Source organism: Pseudoalteromonas sp. B160 (assembly GCF_037162485.1).
Taxonomy (GTDB): Bacteria; Pseudomonadota; Gammaproteobacteria; order Enterobacterales; family Alteromonadaceae; genus Pseudoalteromonas; species Pseudoalteromonas rhizosphaerae.
Genome location: NZ_JARLUX010000001.1, coordinates 1,995,523 through 2,015,539, shown reverse-complemented (window position 1 = coordinate 2,015,539; position 20,017 = coordinate 1,995,523). Strand labels below are relative to the sequence as shown.

Sequence of the window (20,017 nt, the reverse complement as noted above, 5' to 3'; positions counted from 1 at the left end):
TGCAACCCCTTCTTTAAACTCCCTAAAAACTCCTTTTTTATAAAAAAACCTCTTTTTTAGAACAAAAAAACAGCAAACGATCTTTTTCCTATTTACACACCCCAATCACCTGCGTATTATTCTTTCCCAACGGAGAGATGGCAGAGTGGTCGAATGCACCGGTCTTGAAAACCGGCAGGGGTTTATAGCCCCTCTAGGGTTCAAATCCCTATCTCTCCACCATTATTACGTTTTGGTGGTTCACTCGATTATCAAAATGACAATTTATGCGCCGGAGAGGTGGCCGAGTGGCCGAAGGCGCTCCCCTGCTAAGGGAGTATAGGGTTTGTAGCTCTATCGAGGGTTCGAATCCCTCCTTCTCCGCCATTTAATAACGAAAAAAGCCCCGCAATTTATTGTGGGGCTTTTTTTGTTGTTAAAAATGGCAGAAGGCGGGTGAGAACCCTCGACCAGGGTTCGATAAAATGTCAGGAACATTTTAGGCCGCTGCAAGCGTCGCGAAGCGATTGGTTACATGGACGTAAGCAAGCCCATCCCCACGTTTGACACAAATTTCAGAATGAAAAGCCTATTGTTTTATGTCCGTAACCTTTACACCAATGAAGGCGGGTGAGAACCCTCGACTAGGGTTCGACCAAACTTTGTCTGGAACAAAGTTAAACGCACGCAGTGCGGCCAGAAAACTAAACTCTAGATCCCTTCCGCTAAGTTGTGTAATGTAATATCAAATAGAACACATAAGTCAGCTCTTAAACCAAATTCAAAAATCGTTCTGACTTTTCTTTTTAAAAACACCAAAATATTTTCTAAGGCTACAAGTTGAATAATACCAATCGTGTTAAGTTACTGACCATTTATAGCGACAGATAAATACAGTGATAACAAGGCGTAAATTTTGACATGTAGTTGTTCTACTTAAAAAATTATAACGCAGTTAGCGCTTTATTTAGCTCGCTAGAATGGTTAAATATTTAAGTCGATTGGTATAACAGTGAGGACAAAGAAAGTGGTATTTTATATGCAGTTTTTACAACTGTATTATTGTACTTCCTTTTCAAAATCACTTTAATTTACACAATAGTTTCAGACCGACATGCTTCTTGTCTAAGCTCTCGCTGGGACAACATTGAAGTAGTTATTACTCCTTTTTCAGCATTCTTAATTTTAGCAATGTTGAGTTGTATTTGGTTGTTCCTTAGTTGTTTAAAATATAAAAAGAAAGTAGGTAAAGCAGCCTATCTAGTATTTTTTTCGCAGCGATATTCTATTATTTTTGGTTTAAAGGTTTTTACGGCTTTTGGTTACTAATGGAGTATGAGCAGGACAAAATAACCCTATCTCAATTTTTTAACAAAACTGGGGGCAATGAGTTATTTAAATTATATGATGGGCATCACGAAATTCAGATATTGTGCCAACCATATAATCACAATGCAGATAAAAAACCGGATAACTAACTGTTACATCATAGTAATGCAATAGGTTGCTACCTATTAAATCAATACTTTAACCTAGCCTAGGTATTCTCTCGTAACGATTGGGTGAGCAGGTAAAAATTCATCGCAGATAAACGGCCTTGTATTGATACAAGCCTGTAGATTATTTTTTTGTTGTATGTTGTCGGGTTTCGCTGCGATCAAACTCACCTACAATGCTTCTGCGTAAAACGGGTAAAGAGGCTAAACAGTCTCTTTATCTTAATAACCCAAACTAAACCCATCGGCATCTAAATGCGCTGGGAAACTTTGCTTAAAGAGCTCAAGCGGCTGTTTGTCCAAAGTGATAATAACAACATCATCTTTGTTATCAGTAGCGGCTGCTAACGTATCACCTTTAAAGTCATACACTGCCGTGCCGCCATTGTGCGCGACGCCATTAGCATCATCACCAATACGATTAACGCCAATCACATAACACTGGTTTTCCATCGCCCGCGCCATTAGTAAGGTGTCCCATACTTTGCGCCTTGCAGCAGGCCAGTTGGCGACATTAACCATCACATCGTAGTCATTGCGATTGCGCTGAAAGACCGGAAAACGTAAGTCGTAACAAACTTGCGGTAAAATTCTAAAGTCATTAAGGGTGAACACTTCACGTTGCTGCCCTGCGGTTACAAAATCGCCCTCTTTGCCCAAGCAAAATAAATGCCGTTTGTCGTAATACTTCACTTCGCCATTGGGCCATGCCCAATAAAAGCGATTAGCTTTTTTATTTCCTTGCGTTACCAATACCGAGCCTGCAATTACCGCATTGCTTGATTTTGCCGACGCGATCATCCAATCAAGCACTTTGCCTTGCTTTAACTGATGATCCGGCTCTGCGCAATCAAGGTTAATAGCAAAGCCGGTGGCAAAGGTTTCTGGCAATAAAATAAGCTCTACTGATTTATCTATATCAGCTATTTTATTGCCAAAGTGTGCCAAGTTGGCGTCTTTATCTAACCAATTAAGCGATGTTTGTATCAGTGCTATAGTTAAAGTTGACATAAAATCTCCGCGGCTTGTAATAGCGTGGCGTCATTTTTGGCAAAGCATAAGCGAATAACTTTATCGTTGCTTGGTTGCTGATAAAACACGCTTAGTGGAATGGCTGCAACGCCTGCTTGTTCTACTAACCACTGGCAAAATTCTACGTCATTTAAATCCGATACATCGCTGTAATCAAGCAGTAAAAAGTAGGTGCCTTCACTTGGTAAAATGGTAAAGCGGCTATCTTTTAGTGCTTTACTAAGTACATCACGCTTTTGTTGATAAAACTCACTGAGCTCATCCACATGCTCACCTTGCTGTTCTAACATATCGGCTAATGCATGTTGTGCCGGCGTAAAGCTTGAAAAAGTCACATATTGGTGAATTTTACGAAACTCGACCGCAAGTGCAGCGGGTGCGATGCAGTAACCCATTTTCCAGCCTGTGCTATGAAAAGTCTTGCCAAAGCTTGAGATCACAAAGCTGCGAGCAAACAATTCGTTATCACGCAGCACACTTAAATGCGGTTGCTGATCAAAAGTAATATGCTCGTATACTTCATCACTTATCAGGTATAAGTCATGCTTAATTACTAAGGCTTTTAGAGCATTAATATCGTGCTGTTTTAACGTTTTACCACTTGGGTTATGTGGGGTGTTGATTATAATAGCCCGCGTTTTGCTATTGATAGCCGCAGCCACCGTTTGCCAGTCAATTGCATAACTCGGAGCATGCAGAGCAATATTGACTGACTTACCACCGGCCAATTCAATCGCTGGCTGGTATGAATCATAAGCAGGGTCAAACACAATGACTTCATCACCTTCGCGCACCAGCGCCTGAATGGCAACAAACAAGGCCTCGGTCGCGCCAGAGGTTACCGTTACTTGCTGCGCGGCATCTATTTCAGCTGCATATTTTCGTTTTGCTAACTGGGCAATTTGTTGCTGCAGGCGCGGCACACCAGATGAAGGTGAATATTGATTAACTCCTTCAAGCACATAATGATTAAGCTGTTTTTTAAGTAGCTCAGGCGCATCAAACTCAGGAAACCCCTGCGATAAATTAATCGCTTCGAATTGATTTGCTAAAGCAGTCATTTGACTAAAAATACTGGTGCCTAAATTTGGCAATTTACTTTCAAACACTGGTTACCCTTAATGATGGTTTTGCGCCCAAAGCGATGCTATCATTGCTGTTAACAGATGTATAGCCGTCTAAAAAAGTATGAGGAATGTATGCATAACAATACCGCTATTTCAGAACTTATAGAAGCAGGAAAGTGGATCAGTCAACGTGGTTGGGTGCCAGCTACGGGTGGTAATTTTTCAGCGCGAACTAACACCGGTTTTGTGGTTACTGCCAGCGGTTTTGACAAAGGTCAATTAGGGTCGCATACCTTTATTGAACTGGATCATGTCGGTAATCGTAGCGCTAGCGCCGCCAAACCCTCAGCTGAAACCGAATTGCATTTGTGCATGTATAAACTTATTCCTGCTGCTAATTATGTATTGCACACTCATTCGGTTGCTGCGACGGTATTATCTCGGGTTATTAAAGGTCACAGCCTAGACTTACACGGCTACGAAATGCAAAAGTCACTAACCGGCATTACTTCACATTTAGACACCTTGAGTATTCCAATCTTTGATAACGACCAAAATATTGATCGCTTGAGTTTATTAGTGAGCGATCACCACTTACACACGCCTATTGAGCACGGCGTGCTTATTCGCGGCCACGGTTTGTATGTAGTGGGTCGCACTATTGGTGAAGTACGCCGTCAATTAGAAGGCCTTGAGTTTTTATTTGCATGTGAGATAGAACGCTTAAAATTAGTAGGATTAGAATCATGATCAAAGCACTGCTGACCGATATTGAAGGCACTATTACCCGTATTTCGTTTGTTAAAGACGTACTATTTCCATATGCCGCAAAGCAGCTCCCCGAATTTGTAAAAACTCATCAAGAGCAAAGCGCTGTAGCTGAACAAATTTATGCCGTAAAAGCGGTTATTGAACAGCCAGATGCCAGTATTGATGTCGTAATTAACACTTTACTTGAATGGATCCGTGACGATAAAAAAATCACTCCATTAAAACAGTTACAAGGTTTGATTTGGCAAACTGGCTATGAAAATGGCGATTTTACCGGCCATTTATACCCAGATGCCTACCACTTTTTAGTTGCACAGCAACAAGCCGGCCAGCAGTTGTATGTGTATTCATCAGGGTCAGTAAAAGCACAGCATTTAATTTTTAACTACTCTGACTTTGGTGATATTCGCTCCTTATTTACTGATTATTTTGATACTCAAGTCGGCGCTAAACAAGAGCAACGTTCATATCACAATATTATTGAGCAACTACCTTTTGCCGCTAATGAAGTGTTATTTTTAAGTGATGTGGCAGCCGAGCTTGATGCTGCCAAAGCCGCAGGTTTAAAAACCTTGCACCTGATCCGTGATGGTCAAGCAAGCTCGCCTGCGCATAACTATATTAACGATTTTAGCCAATTCACTGTGGAGCATTTAGCATGAGCCAACTGACTATTTTTGCTGACTGTAACGGCAATAATGCTTTATTAAACACTCAAGATACAGCACAAATTGCCACCGAGCTTAATAAAGTAAATGTATGATTTGAGCAGTGGCAAGCAACAAAAATGATTACTGCTGATACTAGCCATGAAGCTATTATTTCCGCCTATAACGCTGATATTGAAAGCTTAAAGCAACAAGGTGGTTATCAAACTGTAGATGTTATTTCGCTGGCAAAAGGCAATCCGAACGCTGCAGAATTACGTGCTAAGTTTTTATTTGAGCACACCCATAGTGAAGACGAAGTACGCTTTTTTGTAAAAGGCCAAGGATTATTTTGCCTGCATATTAACGACAAGGTTTACCAAGTACTTTGCAAGCAGGGTGATTTAATTTCAGTACCAGAGCTTACTCCCCATTGGTTTGATATGGGCAGCGATCCTGAATTTACTGCGATCCGTTTATTCAATAATACCGAAGGCTGGGTGGCACAAAGCACCGAATCTGAGATTGCTAAGCAGTTTCCTTTATTGGACTAGATATCTGTTAATAATGGAGTTTAAATGGAAAAGTTGTTTTCATACGGCACACTGCAATTAGAGCAAGTACAGCTTGATACCTTTGGCCGCTTGCTCGAAGGCCAAGCCGATACACTACAAGGTTACGTAGTAGGCGAAGTTGAGATCACCGACGCCGCCGTGCTGAAAAGCAGCGGCCAGCGTTTTCATCCAGCATTAATTAAAACAGGCCTGCCAACAGATACAGTAACTGGCACTATTTTTACTATCACCTTAGAGGAACTTGCTAACGCGGATAGCTACGAAGTTAATGACTACATCCGTATTGAAGAGTCATTTAGCAGCGGCATTAATGCATGGGTGTATGTGGCAAAAGGCTGTTAAACCAGCCTTTTTAATTCACCAACTAAAACTTGTTGTTGGTCATAAACGCCAGTATCGAGTACCCAGCCGGTAATAAGCTTAGCGGGGGTTACATCAAATGCGGGATTATATACGTTAGCATTTGTAGGTGCCCATAGCGCTTCACCAAAGCTTCCGCTTACACCGCGCACTTCTGCGCTGTTACGTTGTTCTATTTCAATGTCTGCACCGCATGCTGTGTTTACATCGAGGGTTGTTAGCGGCGCTACTACATAAAATGGGATGTCATGAAAATGCGCCAGTACTGCTAAGTTATAAGTGCCTACTTTATTAGCAAAGTCACCATTTGCAGCAATACGATCTGCACCGACAAAAATTTTATCAACCTTGCCAGCAGCCATTAAACTCGCTGCCATATTATCGCAAATTAAGGTGTAAGGTACTTGCCAGCGCTCAAGTTCAAACGCGGTTAAACGCCCGCCTTGCAATAATGGCCGCGTTTCATCCACCCATACATGAATATCGCCATGACGTTGCTGCGCTTTATAAATAACACCAAGAGCAGTACCAATACCTGCGGTTGCTAAGGCACCAGTATTACAATGTGTGAGAATATTATCGCCGCTGCTAACCAATGCAGCACCATGATTTGCCATGCTTTCACACAAGGCGATATCTTCATTAAACAATGTTACAGCAGCGCTTACAATTGCCGTTACATAATCATCTTGTTGTAATGCAATACGTAACTTTGCCATACAATGCATTAAATTAACCGCAGTTGGCCGAGTGGCTTCTAAATCATCAATCGCCTGCGCTAATGCTACTTTAGCTGTGCCTTGCTCTGCCAAATGGGCAACTAGCAAACTTGCTCCTAAACCAATCAGCGGTGCGCCGCGTATTTTTAAGCTTAGAATTAAATCCCTCATACTGGCTACATCATCACATTCGTGCCATACCTGCTGATGCGGCAGTAGGTATTGGTCTAACACGCTTAGTGTATTGTTTTGATATTTTAAACTGCTCGCTATGAGGTCTTGCATGATTGATCCTGAATAATCGTTAGGCTGAGGTTATTTTACAGTAGTTTTTAAAACGCACAACCCAGAAGTGTAGACATCTAAACGGTTGAAGGTATAGAATGCTATTGTTTATCATTTTCTGAGAGTACGCCGATGGCCGAATACGTTGCCTTTAATGCACAGCATGCGATTGATTATATTAAAAATCTTGTAACTAAAGATGGGTATGATTTGTTTGATCCTGACCAAACGTTATCGGCGTATGAGTTTGGAGATGGCAATTTAAATCTCGTTTTTAGAATAAGCGACGAGCAAAGTAATAGCGTTATTTTAAAGCAAGCCTTACCTTATGCGCGCTGTGTGGGTGAGTCATGGCCATTAACGCTTGACCGAGCACGCATTGAAGCTGAGGTTTTACTCAATCACGGCGCATTAAGCCCTGACTACACAGCAAAAGTATTGCATCATAATCCAGAGCAAGCACTGACCATTTTAGAAGATCTTGGTCACTTACAAATTTTGCGTAGCGCACAAATAAACGCAGAGCAATTTCCGCTATTAGGTCAACATGTGGCTCACTACTTAAGCCATACTGGTTTTTATAACTCAGACTTTTACCTAACCGCGCAAGATAAAAAAGCCAAAGTCAGTCAGTTTACTAATCCAGAGTTGTGCCAAATTACTGAAGATTTGTTTTTCAACGATACCTTGCGTGAACATGAGCGTAATAACTACCCAAGCGAGTTGCAAAGTACAGTCAATAAACTACAAAATAACACCGCACTACATTTAGCGATCGCAAAACTAAAAGCTAAGTTTTTATCATGCCCGCAGACGCTATTACATGGTGATATGCATAGCGGCAGTATTTTTGTCGATCAAAAAACCACTAAGATGATCGACCCTGAATTTGGCTTTTTTGGCCCAGTTGGCTTTGATATCGGCTCATTTATCGGCAATTTATTATTAAACTACTGCGCGCAAAATGCTCGTATTAGTGAATTTGTTACACGCCGTAACTATCACACCCATTTACTGACTTGCCTGCAAGAGAGTTATTCTTTGTTTGAACAACAGTGGCTGACATTTATTGCAGAGCAAACCACAGATAACAATTTAAAAGCCGCTGGTTATGGCGAGTATTTTATGCAACAAGTATTACAAGACGCGATTGGTTACTGTGGGACAGAACTGATACGCCGCACTATCGGCTTAGCACACGTTGCTGACATTGATGGCATTGAAGATGCGCAGGCGCGTTTAGACGTACAACGCCACACTTTAGCGCTGGGTGAGCAGTTAGTACTCAACGCCCACACTTGCAATAACAAAGAAGAGTTTTTCTCTTTATTGATAAGCCAACTAAATTAAATTTATAAAAATAGCAAAAGGCACTTTATTTAGTGCCTTTTATCAACCTATTTGGGCGGGACCTAGCTTCTATTACCTAGTCTTTTAAATTACTGGTAATTTTCATACATTTTATCAAGCGGCTCTGATAAACCATTTTCTTGCACAACGCGCACATGCTGGCGGCCAAGTTCACGGGCACTAAATACCCCGCATGAGTGAGCAATTAAACCCGCACCATAATGAATGTACTTATTGTAGTTTGCTACGCGCTGCGCTTTATCGGCGACATCTAAGCCACGTTGCAACCGCTCGTTGTGTGTGGTTATCCCTGTTGGGCAAGTGTCTTTATTACATTGCAGCGCTTGAATACAACCCAAAGCAAACATATGACCACGTGCCGATACAACAAAGTCTGCGCCCAGCGCGAGCGCCCATGCAACCTTAGACGGCACAATCAGTTTGCCTGACGCAATAACTTTAATTCGCTCTCGCAGGCCATGCTTTTCGAGCATATTAACAACCAAAGGTAAACTTTCTTTCAGTGGTAAACCCACCGAATCCATCAGCGGTTGTGGTGCAGCACCGGTACCGCCATCAGCACTATCGATAGTAATAAAATCGGGCGCAGATTCAATACCACGATGATTGATCTCAGCAAACAAGGTTTCCAGCCATGCATAAGCGCCAATAACCGCTTTAAAGCCGGTTGGCTTGCCAGTCGTTTCGCGCACCGAGGCAATCATATCAAGTAAATCTGCAGGGTTTTTAACTTCAGGATGACCATTTGGGCTAATTGAATCGTGACCTTCTGGGATACCACGAATAGCCGCAATTTCAGCAGTCACTTTTTTGCCTGGCAACATACCGCCTTTACCAGGCTTCGCACCTTGGCTCATTTTAATTTCAAACATTTTTACTTGTTCATGCGCAGCTATTTGCTTGAGCTTCTCATGACTTAATTTACCTTGTTCATCGCGCACACCATATTTAGCTGTGCCAATTTGAAACACAATGTCGGCACCTCCTTCTAAGTGATAAGGGCTTAAACCACCTTCACCAGTGTTCATCCAACAACCAGCGAGTTTGGCACCTTGCGATAACGCACGTACAGCAGGTTTTGATAACGCACCAAAACTCATACCTGAAATATTGAATAGCGATTTAGTAATATAAGGGTTTCGACAATGCGGCCCTAACGTAACTGCACTAGGTTCAAGCGCTTCTTCGTCCAAGGTAGGAAACGCGCAGTTCATAAACATCACGGTCCCGGTAACTTCTAGGCTCTGAGTTGAGCCAAAGGCGGTGGTACGATCAACATTTTTAGCCGCTTTATAAACCCAACTACGATCGGCGCGATTAAATGGCATTTCTTCGCGATCCATAGCGAAAAAGTATTGACGAAAAAACTCACCTTGGCGCTCAAAAAAGTATCTAAACCGACCTATTACCGGATAATTACGTCTAATCGCTTGTTTAGATTGAGTTACATCACTGATATAAAAATAAATAACAACTAAAACTAAACACCCAAATACCACTATAAATAAGCTGGCAAACACATCAATGCTAAAAACTATTAAATTACTCATGCAGCGCCCCTTGCTGGTTGTTTTTCCAGCTTTGAGAATATAAGCAGAACAAGTTTCAAGCAAATGTTTTGTAAGAAAAGCTCGGTTACACGCTAATCAGCACGAACCGAGATAAATTGAACGGTGTAATTTAGCCGCGCTTTTCTAGCTCGGTTTCAATATATTGATGGATTTGATCTTCTAATACTGACATTGGCACAGAACCGTGGCGAAGTATTTGATGGTGAAACTCACGTACATCAAAGTCTTGCCCTAATGCTTGCTCGGTTTCTTTACGTAAGCGCTTAATAGTCAGCTCACCAATTTTGTATGATAGTGCTTGTGCTGGCCATGAAATATAACGATCAGTTTCGGTTTTCACGTTATGTAGTGACAATGCCGTATTTTCACTCATAAACTTCATCGCGCGATCTCGGCTCCAGCCATACATATGCATGCCAGTATCAACCACTAAACGAGCTGCTCGCCACATTTCATAAGTTAAACGGCCAAAGTTACTGTATGGGTCTTGGTAAAAACCCGCTTCAATTCCTAAATACTCAGAATATAACCCCCACCCTTCACCAAATGCCGATAAGTATGCATTCTGACGATAGCTTGGTAAGTTTTCTAATTCAGCATTAAGGGAGATCTGTAAATGATGCCCTGGTACAGCCTCATGAAAAGTGAGAGCTTCTAATACGTATAAAGGGCGCTTATCAAGTGCATAAGTGTTTACCCAGTAATAACCCGCTTGATCATCACGACTCGAACCAGAATAACGGCCAGTCGTGTACTTAGGCGCTATGCTTGCTGGCACCGGCGCAACACCATAAGGCATGCGTGGTAAGGTATGAAATAGCTTAGGTAATTGTGCATCCATCTTTTTAGCTATGTACGATGCTTCTTTTAATAACTCTTCCGGTGTTTTAGCATAAAATTGCGGATCAGTACGTAAAAAGTGCACAAATTCAGCAAACGTGCCTTTAAAACCAACTTGCTCAATAATCTTATCCATTTCAGCACGAATACGTGCCACTTCTTTTAACCCCAGTTCATGGATTTCTTTTGGCGTCATATCTGTGGTGGTATAATACTTGGCGCGATTGGCATAAAACGCAGCACCATTAGGTGTTGCAGAGATACCAATTTCAGTACGCGCACCTGGCTGATACTCTTCATTAAAAAATGTTAAATAATCTTGATAAGCAGTAATCACTTGCTCTTTAATAATTTTCTTTGCTTGTTGTTGTAAAGCAAAAAACTCACCATCACTCAAACCAGCGGTATTATTTAAAAATGGTTTATAAAACTCAGACTCAGTAGCGTCATCAACAATATATGCACTGATAGAGTCTTGATAACCCACAAGCACCGCTTTCGGTTGCGTTAAACCAACTTCTAAACCTTTGCGCATCCAGCTGATGTTTTGCTGAAAAAATCGAGGAACTTGCTGCAAACGTTGCAAATAAAGCTGGTAATCAGCTAATTTTTTATAATCTGAACTCGACACCATAAAAGATAAACTAGAGTGAAAGCCATATTCAGAAGTAAGCGGCATGTAGTGGCTGTTAAATACATATTCATCGATACTATTTTGTACTTGTCCACGAATTATAGTGAGATTAATACGGTTTTCATCACTGAGTTTATCTTTATCTATTGCATCTAACTGCGCTAATAATTCAGTGTTATGTTGATATTTCTTTTCAAGAAACTCAGCAGATAAATTAGTTAACAAATAACCATCAACACCCTCGGGGTTGCTATACGTGCTAATACTTTTACGATAATCAACAATTGATTGCGCAACCTGCGTAAATTGTTGATCGCTATCTACGGTGGTCATTTGGCAAGCACTTAATGTACATGCCAAGGCGATGCTTAACAGAGAATGACGCATAACCGATGAAGGTGATTTTCATAATAATAGGGATCTGCTACTGAAAACGTGAGGGTTAACCTAACCTAGACTGCTACAATAACCAAAAAAATGCGACCAAGGGCAATAAATACAAGGTTAAATTAACCGCGACTATTGACTAGTAGTTAATCAGCACTTTTTATTGCTTAATAAGATTGTCGAGAAAACCAGCTATTGAGCGATAAAAATAGAAATTTCGCTATCAAATTACATATTTTTGCTTTTAAATATCCCCGATACAGATTAATGTAAGGCAATCCCATACGCTAGGATTGCGTCAAGACCTCACGGAGAGAGTTATTTAATTTCGCTGTTACGTGTATTTAATTGGTGTATACAATGATGTTCCATGATTCCATGGCTATTGCTCAAGAAAAAATGACCAAGGTATGTATCTTTTTAGAACATCATATATTACCACCGACTCCTCTTAATTATCACGTTGTCTACACCTACGTTAGCCAAGTTAATTCTGATTTAAATACCACTATCGATCGTGCAATTGCCCAAGGCCAAGAAATTGACTGTGTTTATGTAGAACAACTTTATTTCGATTACATGGATCAAGCCCATAAAGCTGAAACCAATATGGTTCGTAATGTTGATGGTATTATTAATTCATTATCACGTAGCGCGCACTCAACCGAAAAAGATATTATCCGCTTTGCAAGTCAAGTCAGCGACTGTGTACATTCTTTAGATGAAAATAATATTGCCCAAACTCGCCTCGCACTTGAGACATTAAATAAGCAAACTGCTCACTTGCTCACTCAACATAAACAATTTAAACAAGAGCTGATCAAAGCAAAGCGACGACAAGAAAAAACTCAACAACAACTCGTACAATTACGCAAACAACACATCACCGATCAACAAACAGGCCTTTTTAAACGTCATTATTTAAACCAGCAAACACAATTATGGTTAGACCAAAAAAATCTGTGTGCGCGATTGCCATTCAAATAGATAACCTAGATCACTTTATTGATAACTACGGCGATATCATTGGTGAAGTAATTTTAAGCAAGGTAGCTAAACAAATTCAAAAATATGTATTTGAAAGTGGCCTACCAGGGCGAACAGGCAAAGATGCTTTTACTGTATTATTGGCTGATATCGACCCTGAAACTGCGAATGTTGAAAAAGTCCGTAATGGAGTCGAAAAATTACGTTTCGTTAGTTCTAAAAACGGTATTAAACTTCCAGCAATCAACCTTTCATTAGGGATTGCCAAGCACTTAGACGAAAAAGATTTTAATAATCTTGCCCGTAAAGCCTCCAATGCAGCACATAAAGCCAGATCGCTTGGCCAAAGCAGCTTTATTGCCGGACAGTGAGCCGTAACTCATAAAGCTTGATCCACAAGCAATTTTCCCCAGATTCAAATTGCACCATGGCGTAACAATCAAGTACACTAGTCTTTATTACCACGATAGAGATTAATCATGAACGAGAATCCTGAAAAGACCACGCATTTTGGTTATAAAACCGTTGCCGAAACCGAAAAAGCTTCTATGGTTGCCGATGTATTTCATTCCGTTGCTACTAAATATGACGTAATGAATGATCTCATGTCGTTTGGTATTCATCGTTTATGGAAACGTCAAACCATTGCTAGTTCAGGTGTGCGTAAAGGCCATCATGTGCTGGATTTAGCCGGTGGCACCGGCGACTTAACGGCAAAGGTTTAGTCAACTAGTTGGTGATACTGGGCAAGTAGTATTAGGTGATATTAACTCATCAATGCTTAAAGTGGGGCGCGAAAAGCTACATAACCTAGGTCTTGTCGGTAATATTGACTACGTACAAATGAATGCTGAAGCACTGCCTTTCCCTGATAATAGTTTTGATTTAATTACCATTGCCTTTGGTTTACGTAATGTTACAGATCAAAATAAAGCACTTCGCTCGATGTACCGAATCTTAAAGCCTGGTGGTCGTCTGCTGGTATTGGAGTTCTCCAAACCAGAGCATCAAGTATTAAGTAAAGCCTATGATTTTTACTCATTTAACTTACTACCTAAAATGGGTGAGTTAGTTGCTAACGACGGTGAATCATACAAATATTTAGCTGAATCAATTCGTATGCACCCAGATCAAGAAACACTAAAAGCAATGATGAACGAGGCTGGATTTGAGCAAACCACCTATCAAAATCTCACCGGTGGTATTGTAGCATTACATCGTGGCTTTAAATATTAAGCGTCACACCAGCTAGTAAAGTTTATTGCTAAGGTATTGTATGTTAAATAATTTCATGGTCGCACTCGTCGAAAGGGTTTTAAATACGGCGCTTAAACTCGATCCCACTCTTAGCGATAGACTGTCGTCAATATCCCAACAACGTTTATTAATTGATATACGCGATTGGCAACAGCAGTTTTTAGTGGTGTTTACTGGCCAACAACTGCATTTATACAACACTACCGAAACGCAATATGACTGCATGATAAGCGCCGATATTAATACTTTAATGGCACTTAAAAACCCTGCAATGCTGACTCAGTTAATCCGCCAAGATAAACTCGATTTGCAAGGTGATCTAAATATTGCACAAGGGTTTAGTAATGCTTTCGCTGCGCTTAATATCGATTGGCCTGAACACTTATCTGATTATCTTGGTGACGCAGCGGCACAGCAACTATGGCAGTTAGTTAAACAAACTCAACAGCAAAGTCAAAAAGCCAACAAGAAACTCTCTACAACGCTAACTACTTTATGCCAAGACGAGCTCAAAGTGACCATTCATCCTTTAGAGCTTGAGCAATTTAAGCAACACACGCGTCAACTCAAAGCACATGTTGCGCAACTTGAGTTACGTATCAACCAACTACTTCAAGCAAAATGAATCAGTAAGGATTATCTGTGTCAGCTGCTCGGCTTTATAACATCACAAAAACCCTCCTTAGCTATGGTTTGGATGAACTGATCCCATCACAAAAAATACCTTGGTATGGCAAAGTTGGCCGTGCATGTCTATTTTGGCTAACCAATAAGCACCCAGAAAAACCAGCAGGGTTAAGACTGCGTTTAGCATTACAACAATTGGGGCCAGTATGGATCAAATTTGGCCAAATGTTATCTACTCGGCGCGATTTATTACCACTAGATATCGCTTTAGAGCTAGCCTTGCTGCAAGATCAAGTACAGCCATTTGATGGTGTGTTAGCACAACAACTAATTGAAAATGCACTCGAAATCGATGATATCAGTGAATACTTTAGTGATTTTGAGCAAACCCCTTTAGCTTCAGCATCCATTGCCCAAGTACATACAGCCACTTTAGTGGATGAGCATAATCAACCACAAAAGGTGGTTATCAAAGTCATTCGCCCTGATATCAGAGAACAAATTGACGCTGATTTAGCATTAATGGAACAATTTTCTAAAATAGTGGCCAAGTTAATCAATGAAGCGAAAAGGTTACGCCCTGTTGAAGTAGTCAAAGAGTATAAGAAAACCTTACTTGATGAACTTGATCTGATGCGTGAAGGCGCAAACGCCATTCAATTAAAGCGTAATTTTGAAGGTTCTGATTCGCTTTATATTCCCTATGTTTACAGTGACTATAGTCGCGTAAATGTACTAGTCATGGAGCGAATTTACGGCATTCCAGTGTCTGATACTGAGGCATTAGTTGCGCAAAACACCAATATGAAACTACTGGCTGAACGCGGTGTGGAGGTGTTTTTCACCCAAGTGTTCCGTGATAGTTTTTTTCATGCTGATATGCACCCTGGTAATGTATTTGTATCCTATGAAAGCCCTGAAAACCCCAAATTTATCGGTATCGATTGTGGCATCGTGGGCACGCTAAACAAAGAAGACAAACGTTACTTAGCCGAAAACTTTATTGCCTTTTTTAATCGCGATTATCGTCAAGTCGCACAATTACATGTCGATTCTGGCTGGGTACCTAAAGACACCAGCGTGGAAGAATTTGAGTTTGCCATTCGCACTGTCTGCGAGCCGATTTTTAATAAGCCATTAGCAGAGATTTCATTTGGCCATGTCTTAGTTAATCTATTTAATACCGCTCGTCGCTTTAATATGCAAGTTCAACCCCAATTAGTTCTACTACAAAAAACCTTGTTGTATGTTGAAGGCCTTGGGCGTCAGCTATATCCGCAACTAGATTTATGGAAAACAGCTAAACCCTTTTTAGAAGACTGGGTAAAGCAACAGGTTGGTCCTTGGTCGGTATTTAAACAGGTATACGCAAATTTGCCATTTTGGGCAGAAAAAATGCCCGAGTTACCTGATTTGATCTATCACAACTTAAAACAACAGCGCAACAGTCCTGCACCACTGCCACAGCCATCGCACAAGCCATTATTACTTGGTCTTTTTGCTGGCTCAGCAATGATAGTATCAGGGTTATGTTATTTGCAGCATGACCTTGTCGCTGCAGGTATTGCTGCGATATGCTCTTTAAGCGGCTTTATACTTGCTTGGCGCAGCGCTGCATAAACTAAGTGCTATTTAGTGCTCGGTGAGTATAATCAGTACAATAATTTTAATTCACAGTATTTAATTAAGTGGAGAACATCATGGGTTTTGGCGGCATTAGTATTTGGCAATTGTTAATTGTTTTGGCAATCATAGTGTTACTTTTTGGTACGAAAAAATTGCGTGGTATTGGCGGTGATTTAGGTAACGCTGTAAAAGGGTTTAAAAAAGCAGTCTCTGAAGATGAGCAAAATAAACCAGCAGAACCAATTGAACAAGCAAATAACCCAATACAAAACAAAGAGTCTGTTGATAAAAGTAAAGAAGACCATAAGGCTTAATTAGCATGGGTATGTGGGAACTTGTTGTGGTGTTAATCGTCGGCTTAGTGGTACTTGGCCCTGAGCGGTTGCCAGTTGCTATTCGTACTGTTAGCCGTTGGATAAAAACTATAAAATCGCTGGCTAATTCGGTTAAGGCTGAAGTTAATGAAGAATTAAGAGTGCATGAGTTACACCAAAATTTAAAAAAAGCCGAACAACAAGGCATGCAGGACTTAAGTCCTGCAATAAAAGATTCAGTCAGCGAATTGCAAAAGGCTGCGGACTCGGTCACCCATAGTTATAAAAGAAATCCTCCTGAGCAAGCAGATAAAGTGAATGTTGATGAACAAAAATGAAATTATTTTTGTTAGCTATGGTCTATATATCGGTAACGAGTTAAATTATGACTGAACAAGTTAAATCAGGCTTTGTAAGTCATTTAATTGAATTGCGAAATAGGCTCATGAAAGCCTTATTAGCCATATTAGTATTTTTTATTGCGCTGGTTTACTTTGCAAACGATATTTACGGTTTTGTAGCGGCTCCATTAGTTGCGCACTTACCAAGTACAGCAACCATGATCGCTACAGATGTAACTGCACCGTTTTTTGCGCCGTTTAAGTTAACCTTATTTGTCGCTTTATTTGCAGCGTTTCCGTTAATTTTACACCAAATCTGGGGCTTTATTGCGCCAGGGTTATACCAACATGAAAAACGTATGTTAATGCCTGTTTTGGCATCAAGCATTATTCTTTTTTATAGTGGTATCGCATTTTGTTACTTTGTAGTGCTGCCCATTATTCTTGGCTTTTTTACTAGCGTTGGTCCAGAAATGATGACCTTGGCACCAGACATTAGTAGCTACTTAAGTTTTGCATTGAAGCTCTTTTTTGCCTTTGGGGTCGCTTTTGAGATTCCGGTAGCTATTATGCTGTTATGTTTTAGTGGCGCTACCACAACACAAAGTTTAAAAGAGAAACGCCCTTATATTGTAGTCGGGGTTTTTGTTGTAGCAATGTTTTTAACGCCACCTGATGTGCTATCACAATCTTTATTAGCATTTCCAATGCTGCTGTTATTTGAATTGGGTTTAATCTTAGCATCCTTTTATAAGGCTAAACCTCAACAAGATGAATCAGAGGAATAAATGAAAAAACAACTTTTACCAATACTTGCCTTGTTAAGCATTCCAACTGTTCATGCCAATGAAGTTAACTTACAAGCTTTACAAGCCTGTACATTTATTGAAAATGACTTCAATCGCTTGCTTTGTTACGACAATACCATGGCAGGCAAGTCATTAACTAAACCAGAAACAACAAAAACCTTAACTCCACCTGCAAGTTCAGTCACCGCAACAGCGGATGTAGCTGTTGCTAGTAAGCAAATAGTTAAAGTTAAAAATGAAGATTTTGGCTTAGAGCATAAAGAACTAGTAAAAGAAAACGACAATGAAATTACTGCCGTCGTGACTAACGTAAAAGAAGCACCTTACGGTGAGTTAATAATTAGTTTAAATAACGGCCAACAATGGCGCCAAATTGGCTCAGATAGCTTGCGTATCGACCAAGATGATACTGTAATTATTGAGCGCGGTATGTTCAACTCATTTTTATTGAAAAAAGCAGGTCAGAATCGCTCAATCCGCGTTAAGCGCACTAATTAATGACCACATCACTTATTGATGCTGGCGTAAATCTTACCAATCATCAATTTGATGCTCAACATTCGGCTATCATTACTCGTGCAAAAGCGCAAAATGTTAGCCAGATGCTGTTAATTGGTTGCGATATAAACTCCAGCCAGCAAGCTCTTCACTTAGCACAACAGTACCACCTACTTGCTACCGCCGGTGTTCACCCCCATGACGCAAAATCAGCCGATGAAAAACTAGAAATACAATTGTGCGCTCTTGCTGCAAATCCTGAGATTGTAGCAATTGGTGAATGCGGGTTAGATTACAACCGCGACTTTTCGCCTCGTGAAACTCAACGTTCTGTGTTACACCGACAACTCGCTTTAGCGGTAGAGTTAAATCTTCCGGTATATTTACATGAGCGAGATGCGAGCGAAGATATGCTGGCGATACTGCAACAGTATTCAGTGCGAGGAGTATTACATTGTTTTACCGGTGATCAACACGCCTTAGAGCAATACTTATCACTCGGTTTATACATTGGTATTACTGGTTGGGTCTGTGACGAACGTCGTGGTAAATCACTACAACAACTGGTGCCTATGCTGCCATTAGAGCGTCTATTAATTGAAACAGATGCGCCGTTTTTTGATCCCACGCTCGTTAACTCCAAAACCAAAATCGCATCGCAATGAACCAAGCTATTTACCACATATATGCCAAACAATTGCGTCCTTAAAAGGTCTAGAGTTTGCAACTGTTGCAAAGCAAACTACACTTAACTTCCAACAGTTATTCAACCACAAGGGCTGATAATGAAGCGTGTTTGGTTGCTGCTTTATAGCTTTGTACTTATTTCATTCTCAGCCAATGCAACGCAGATCACCTTAGATAAGCATTTTGAACATATATTAAATATTCCTTTTGAATATTCTCAACAACCTTTAACAATAGAGCAAGCTAAGCTAGCCCCTACTCAGCAATGGCAACAACTTCCTGAGCAATCGCTCAATTTAGGACTAACCAATCAAGCCGTGTGGCTGCGCCTACAACTGGTCAACGCTGAGGATTCAGATCTACAAATTTTACTGTCCATTGATAATCCGTTATTAGATAAAGTGGCTGTATACCATTACTTTAAGCAAAACAGATTATTGTTTAAAGAAATTGGTGATGCATTACCACTCAATAACCGACAAATTAAAACAGAATCATTATTAGTAAAGCTAACACTCCCACCGAAAAGTAACTCAACATTACTACTTCATATTAAAAGTCTAGATGGTGTCAGAGTGCCGTTAAGTCTTTGGCAATATGATGAATATTTAAAATATAAAAGTAAGTTTAATTTAATGTATGGCTTGCTAGTCGGGTTTATTTTATCTTTAGCGATCACTTGCTTGGTTATGTTTGGTTTTTCACGAAAGCGCTACTTTGCACTCTGTGGCACTATTTTAATGACTTTATGGTTATTACTGATTTACTTATATGGCTTTGGCTATCGCTATTTTCACCCGTCTTTGCCTAGTCTGCAGCAGCTTGCAGTTCCAAGCATGTTGATATTAACCACTTGCTTATTCAAACTATTATTTGAACAATTACGACTGTCCACGAAAATGTGGCTGCAACCCTTACATAGATTGAGTAACTGGTTACTTTTTATCAGCCTATTTTTTATTTGGTTATTACCAACAAATATCATGCTTTATTACAGTCTACTCTTGCCCGCGCTAGTTATGTTATTACACATAGCGGCGTTAGGGATCGATATTAAGCAACAGCGAACACAGCCACTATGTGCGCTGCTATGTGGAGCGTTGATGTTTTTTCCGCACAGCTTTACATGATTATTGT

The 20,017-nt window shown here is 40.4% G+C and carries 16 protein-coding genes, 2 tRNA genes and 4 pseudogenes; 17 read left to right on the top strand and 5 right to left on the bottom strand.

All coding sequences use genetic code 11. From position 1 onward, the window contains the following. Positions 1 to 131 precede the first annotated feature (131 nt). Together P4S61_RS09335 and P4S61_RS09330 are read left to right on the top strand one after the other, a co-directional pair. Positions 132 to 222, top strand: a tRNA-Ser gene (locus P4S61_RS09335). A gap of 51 nt (positions 223 to 273) precedes the next feature. Beyond that, positions 274 to 366, top strand: a tRNA-Ser gene (locus tag P4S61_RS09330). Between the two features lie 1,331 nt (positions 367 to 1,697). Here the strand turns inward: P4S61_RS09330 and P4S61_RS09325 are convergent. Together P4S61_RS09325 and P4S61_RS09320 are read right to left on the bottom strand one after the other, a co-directional pair. Beyond that, positions 1,698 to 2,486: an amidohydrolase gene (locus P4S61_RS09325; RefSeq protein WP_337118186.1), complete on the bottom strand. Its 789-nt coding sequence runs from the start codon at positions 2,484 to 2,486 to the stop codon at positions 1,698 to 1,700. Then, positions 2,474 to 3,616: a methionine aminotransferase gene (locus tag P4S61_RS09320; protein WP_145240033.1), complete on the bottom strand. Its 1,143-nt coding sequence runs from the start codon at positions 3,614 to 3,616 to the stop codon at positions 2,474 to 2,476. The genes P4S61_RS09325 and P4S61_RS09320 overlap by 13 nt, the downstream gene beginning before the upstream one ends. A gap of 90 nt (positions 3,617 to 3,706) precedes the next feature. On the opposite strand from P4S61_RS09320, the gene P4S61_RS09315 reads away from it, so the two are divergent. From P4S61_RS09315 to P4S61_RS09300, 4 genes and pseudogenes are all read left to right on the top strand, one after another. Then, a complete protein-coding gene (locus P4S61_RS09315) occupies positions 3,707 to 4,324 on the top strand; it encodes a methylthioribulose 1-phosphate dehydratase (RefSeq protein WP_337118185.1) in 618 nt (205 codons plus the stop codon). Further along, on the top strand, positions 4,321 to 5,007 hold the full coding sequence (gene mtnC, locus P4S61_RS09310) for an acireductone synthase (protein ID WP_145240037.1): 687 nt from the start codon (positions 4,321 to 4,323) through the stop codon (positions 5,005 to 5,007). The genes P4S61_RS09315 and mtnC overlap by 4 nt, the downstream gene beginning before the upstream one ends. After that, a pseudogene (locus P4S61_RS09305) lies at positions 5,004 to 5,546 on the top strand (1,2-dihydroxy-3-keto-5-methylthiopentene dioxygenase). Before mtnC ends, P4S61_RS09305 begins: the two are co-directional and overlap by 4 nt. Before the next feature lie 24 nt (positions 5,547 to 5,570). Then, positions 5,571 to 5,909 carry a gamma-glutamylcyclotransferase family protein gene (locus tag P4S61_RS09300; RefSeq protein WP_149982210.1) on the top strand — a complete coding sequence of 113 codons (339 nt, stop codon included), beginning with the start codon at positions 5,571 to 5,573 and terminating at the stop codon, positions 5,907 to 5,909. On the opposite strand, the gene mtnA is transcribed toward P4S61_RS09300, so the two are convergent. Next, entirely contained in the window at positions 5,906 to 6,931 is a 1,026-nt protein-coding gene (gene mtnA / locus P4S61_RS09295; protein WP_145240043.1) for an S-methyl-5-thioribose-1-phosphate isomerase, read from the bottom strand. The two genes, P4S61_RS09300 and mtnA, sit on opposite strands and share 4 nt — an antisense overlap. 132 nt (positions 6,932 to 7,063) lie before the next feature. Here mtnA and mtnK point away from each other — a divergent pair, with 132 nt between their 5' ends. After that, on the top strand, positions 7,064 to 8,281 hold the full coding sequence (gene mtnK, locus P4S61_RS09290; protein ID WP_182819430.1) for an S-methyl-5-thioribose kinase: 1,218 nt from the start codon (positions 7,064 to 7,066) through the stop codon (positions 8,279 to 8,281). An 89-nt stretch (positions 8,282 to 8,370) separates the two neighbouring features. Here the strand turns inward: mtnK and P4S61_RS09285 are convergent, their stop codons facing one another. Next, positions 8,371 to 9,852, bottom strand: a complete 1,482-nt coding sequence (locus tag P4S61_RS09285; protein WP_145240047.1) for an FMN-binding glutamate synthase family protein — start codon at positions 9,850 to 9,852, stop codon at positions 8,371 to 8,373. Positions 9,853 to 9,982: 130 nt separating this feature from the next. Continuing rightward, positions 9,983 to 11,734: a DUF885 domain-containing protein gene (locus P4S61_RS09280; RefSeq protein ID WP_337118184.1), complete on the bottom strand. Its 1,752-nt coding sequence runs from the start codon at positions 11,732 to 11,734 to the stop codon at positions 9,983 to 9,985. Between the two features lie 378 nt (positions 11,735 to 12,112). Here P4S61_RS09280 and P4S61_RS09275 point away from each other — a divergent pair. From P4S61_RS09275 to P4S61_RS09230, 10 genes and pseudogenes are all read left to right on the top strand, one after another. Then, positions 12,113 to 13,092 (top strand): annotated as a pseudogene (locus P4S61_RS09275) (GGDEF domain-containing protein). Positions 13,093 to 13,200: 108 nt separating this feature from the next. After that, positions 13,201 to 13,957 (top strand): annotated as a pseudogene (ubiE, locus tag P4S61_RS09270) (bifunctional demethylmenaquinone methyltransferase/2-methoxy-6-polyprenyl-1,4-benzoquinol methylase UbiE). Positions 13,958 to 13,997: 40 nt separating this feature from the next. Beyond that, the gene (locus tag P4S61_RS09265; RefSeq protein ID WP_145240053.1) at positions 13,998 to 14,603 is read left to right on the top strand and encodes a ubiquinone biosynthesis accessory factor UbiJ; all 606 of its coding nucleotides are present in this window, start codon (positions 13,998 to 14,000) and stop codon (positions 14,601 to 14,603) included. A gap of 17 nt (positions 14,604 to 14,620) precedes the next feature. Further along, complete coding sequence (ubiB, locus tag P4S61_RS09260) at positions 14,621 to 16,225, top strand: ubiquinone biosynthesis regulatory protein kinase UbiB (protein ID WP_145240055.1); 1,605 nt, start codon at positions 14,621 to 14,623, stop codon at positions 16,223 to 16,225. Positions 16,226 to 16,305: 80 nt separating this feature from the next. Further along, entirely contained in the window at positions 16,306 to 16,545 is a 240-nt protein-coding gene (gene tatA / locus P4S61_RS09255; RefSeq protein ID WP_064666784.1) for a Sec-independent protein translocase subunit TatA, read from the top strand. Between the two features lie 5 nt (positions 16,546 to 16,550). After that, positions 16,551 to 16,883, top strand: coding sequence for a Sec-independent protein translocase protein TatB (gene tatB / locus P4S61_RS09250; RefSeq protein ID WP_145240057.1), 333 nt, complete (start codon positions 16,551 to 16,553; stop codon positions 16,881 to 16,883). 47 nt (positions 16,884 to 16,930) lie between these two features. Then, positions 16,931 to 17,674, top strand: coding sequence for a twin-arginine translocase subunit TatC (gene tatC / locus P4S61_RS09245; RefSeq protein WP_145240059.1), 744 nt, complete (start codon positions 16,931 to 16,933; stop codon positions 17,672 to 17,674). Then, the gene (locus P4S61_RS09240; RefSeq protein WP_145240061.1) at positions 17,675 to 18,193 is read left to right on the top strand and encodes a hypothetical protein; all 519 of its coding nucleotides are present in this window, start codon (positions 17,675 to 17,677) and stop codon (positions 18,191 to 18,193) included. Continuing rightward, a pseudogene (locus P4S61_RS09235) lies at positions 18,193 to 18,976 on the top strand (TatD family hydrolase). Before P4S61_RS09240 ends, P4S61_RS09235 begins: the two are co-directional and overlap by 1 nt. Before the next feature lie 2 nt (positions 18,977 to 18,978). Further along, positions 18,979 to 20,010: a 7TM-DISM domain-containing protein gene (locus P4S61_RS09230; RefSeq protein WP_337118183.1), complete on the top strand. Its 1,032-nt coding sequence runs from the start codon at positions 18,979 to 18,981 to the stop codon at positions 20,008 to 20,010. The last annotated feature ends 7 nt before the right edge of the window (positions 20,011 to 20,017 follow it).

What these genes read in the sequence shown, in the direction of transcription:
- P4S61_RS09325 (WP_337118186.1), bottom strand. Translation starts at nt 2,486, where the DNA reads ATGTCAACTTTAACTATAGCACTGATACAAACATCGCTTAATTGGTTA.
- P4S61_RS09315 (WP_337118185.1), top strand. Translation starts at nt 3,707, where the DNA reads ATGCATAACAATACCGCTATTTCAGAACTTATAGAAGCAGGAAAGTGG.
- mtnC (WP_145240037.1), top strand. Translation starts at nt 4,321, where the DNA reads ATGATCAAAGCACTGCTGACCGATATTGAAGGCACTATTACCCGTATT.
- P4S61_RS09300 (WP_149982210.1), top strand. Translation starts at nt 5,571, where the DNA reads ATGGAAAAGTTGTTTTCATACGGCACACTGCAATTAGAGCAAGTACAG.
- mtnA (WP_145240043.1), bottom strand. Translation starts at nt 6,931, where the DNA reads ATGCAAGACCTCATAGCGAGCAGTTTAAAATATCAAAACAATACACTA.
- mtnK (WP_182819430.1), top strand. Translation starts at nt 7,064, where the DNA reads ATGGCCGAATACGTTGCCTTTAATGCACAGCATGCGATTGATTATATT.
- P4S61_RS09285 (WP_145240047.1), bottom strand. Translation starts at nt 9,852, where the DNA reads ATGAGTAATTTAATAGTTTTTAGCATTGATGTGTTTGCCAGCTTATTT.
- P4S61_RS09280 (WP_337118184.1), bottom strand. Translation starts at nt 11,734, where the DNA reads ATGCGTCATTCTCTGTTAAGCATCGCCTTGGCATGTACATTAAGTGCT.
- P4S61_RS09265 (WP_145240053.1), top strand. Translation starts at nt 13,998, where the DNA reads ATGTTAAATAATTTCATGGTCGCACTCGTCGAAAGGGTTTTAAATACG.
- tatA (WP_064666784.1), top strand. Translation starts at nt 16,306, where the DNA reads ATGGGTTTTGGCGGCATTAGTATTTGGCAATTGTTAATTGTTTTGGCA.
- tatB (WP_145240057.1), top strand. Translation starts at nt 16,551, where the DNA reads ATGGGTATGTGGGAACTTGTTGTGGTGTTAATCGTCGGCTTAGTGGTA.
- tatC (WP_145240059.1), top strand. Translation starts at nt 16,931, where the DNA reads ATGACTGAACAAGTTAAATCAGGCTTTGTAAGTCATTTAATTGAATTG.
- P4S61_RS09240 (WP_145240061.1), top strand. Translation starts at nt 17,675, where the DNA reads ATGAAAAAACAACTTTTACCAATACTTGCCTTGTTAAGCATTCCAACT.
- P4S61_RS09230 (WP_337118183.1), top strand. Translation starts at nt 18,979, where the DNA reads ATGAAGCGTGTTTGGTTGCTGCTTTATAGCTTTGTACTTATTTCATTC.